The 2,227-nt window shown below is 44.0% G+C and carries 2 protein-coding genes; both read left to right on the top strand.

Annotated elements, in window-relative coordinates; translation table 11 throughout:
• Positions 1-549: FAD-dependent monooxygenase (locus tag ACN6OV_RS12045; RefSeq protein WP_427953258.1), on the top strand; the 549-nt coding region annotated here is incomplete at its 5' end.
• 122 nt (positions 550-671) lie between these two features.
• Positions 672-1,874 (top strand): MFS transporter, encoded by a 1,203-nt coding sequence (locus tag ACN6OV_RS12050; RefSeq protein WP_427953260.1) that lies wholly within the window; start codon positions 672-674, stop codon positions 1,872-1,874.
• Positions 1,875-2,227 lie beyond the last annotated feature (353 nt).

Genomic DNA, 2,227 nt, shown 5'->3' on the forward strand with positions numbered 1-2,227 from the left:
ATTGAACGCCGTACCTATTTCTTAGGCGGTCCTGTGAAAGTCGGTTTTACTCCAGTTTCTAAAGATCACATGTATATGTTCTTATTGGAACGCTGCCCACAGCGCTGGCAAGAACCGGAAGACAACTACAAAAATTTAAAACAGCTGCTTGAAGGCTATGACGGCATTTTAGCTGAAATCCGTGAATCCTTAAGCGACGCAGATAATCCAAATATCAACTTTCGTCCGCTTGAATGCTTTGACCTTCCAGGACCTTGGCATGTAGGAAAGGTATTGCTTATTGGCGACTCAGCACACCCAACTACGCCACAGTTAGCATCAGGTGCAGGCATGGGCATTGAAGACGCTTTAGTGCTTGCAGAAATCTTCGAGAAACAAGGAAATGTTGATCTGGCCTTTGCTGAATTTATGCAACGCCGTGAGCAGCGTTGCCGTTTGGTTACCCAAAGTTCAATGGAAATTGGACGTTTAGAGCAGCAGCGCGCACCAGTTGAGCAGCAAACAGCTGTTGTAGAAAAAGCTCTGAATATTCTAAAAGAAGCCATTTAATCCTAAGCCCCGGTCACAGTTGATCGGGGCTTATTTTTTAAAACAAGAATTTATAGACCTACGTCTAAGCAAAAAAGCTCAGTGAAGAGCACACATTATTTGCATGCTAAAGGAGCAGCATTATGGTTCGTATCGAAAGTAAGCGCGGGATGCTTGCACTGATGATGGCACACTGTGCCGGCATGGTTGATTTAGTCGCATTGCCTGTATGGGTCGGCACGCTAATCGCACACTATCATTTTGACCCGCAGCAGGCAGGCGGATTAGCCACCTTATTCTTAATTGGCGCTGCAGGTGCCAGTATTTTCTTTGCGCCTCGATTTAACCGCATTCAAGTCAAGCTGGCTGCAGTACTTGGTTTCGCCTTTGCAGCGTTAGCCTTTATCTTATCAGCAAGTAATACCAGTTTCCCTATTTTGGCAGGCTTGCATTTCTTTGGCGGGCTTGCTGCAGGTACAGCACTCAGTGTCACTCATGGCACGATGGGCCACGGTATTAATCCTCATCGAATTTTCGGTATTGCCGGCCTAGCCATCGGCATTTTCGGTGTAATTTTCTTAGGGGGTACCCCGGGAATTATTCAACAGTTTGGCGGTTACAGCATGTTCTATGTGCTGGCAGCAGTCATGCTGCTCGCGACACTGGCCTGCCTCTTTTTCTTTCCTAAGCCTACGCGTGCTGTCGATTTTGACAACTATGAGCAAATCAAAAACCTACCGCCACTTGGTCGCCCTGTCTGGTTCTGCATGATTGGTGTCGCATTGCTGGCGATGACGCAAGCCATGACCTTAAGTTTTTATGAACGTATTGGGCTCGAGCGTGGTTTTAGCCGTGACATGGTAACTATGGCTTTGGTGATTTATGGCATTGTAACCATCTTCCCAGCACCATTAGCGGCTTTGCTAGAAAAACGAGTGAGCATTACAGCTATTATTGCTTTTGGCCCGATTTTTCAGGGTATTTTCTCGTTATTGACCACACATACCCACCAATATGCAGTCTTCGCACTGGCTGGGCCCTTCATGGCATTTACTATTTTGTTTGTACACACTTTTGCTTTTGGTTTATTAGCGCGCCTTGATCCAACGGGTCGAGCTGTTGCAGGTACGCCTGCAATGCTTATGGTTGGGGCCGCTGTCGCACCCTTCATTAGTGGAACAATTGTGAAATTTATTAGTTTTGAAGCGATTGGTTATGCTTGCTGTATCGTGGTGGCTGTACAAGTCTTTTTATTCAGTCAAACTCGCAAAGCTGTACTCTCTGGCAAAACAAATATTCCTGTGCAGGGCAAAGCCAATTCTAATGAAACGCAGCCGGCTGCCTAAGCTTTATTGAAGTGAAGCTTTATCCATTATTTTAAGTTTAGTCAGGCCTTCCATGAGCCTGACTTTTTTCTTCTATGCCGTGCAATACAGATGAATCTAAAAAAACCAATTACATCTCAGTATACAAATACTTGATAACTGATATCTTTTCTGAAATGACAATTTGTCTATTCTGCCCTTGTTCGTTATTTCCGAGCATTTTATATTCACATTGGTTTTTTATTTAAGTTTTTTATTTTTAAAGACTTATTTTAAATTTTAGATCACCGTTATGAAGCTATCGCTGCTCATGGAATGTTAAGGGACAACAATGAAAAGGATATTCAGTACAGGATGCATTGCAATCATTTCAG

It is taken from the genome of Acinetobacter sp., assembly GCF_050285345.1.
Classification (GTDB): domain Bacteria; phylum Pseudomonadota; class Gammaproteobacteria; order Pseudomonadales; family Moraxellaceae; genus Acinetobacter.

Coding starts and splice junctions, on each gene's coding strand:
- ACN6OV_RS12050 (WP_427953260.1), top strand. CDS start 672: ATGGTTCGTATCGAAAGTAAGCGCGGGATGCTTGCACTGATGATGGCA.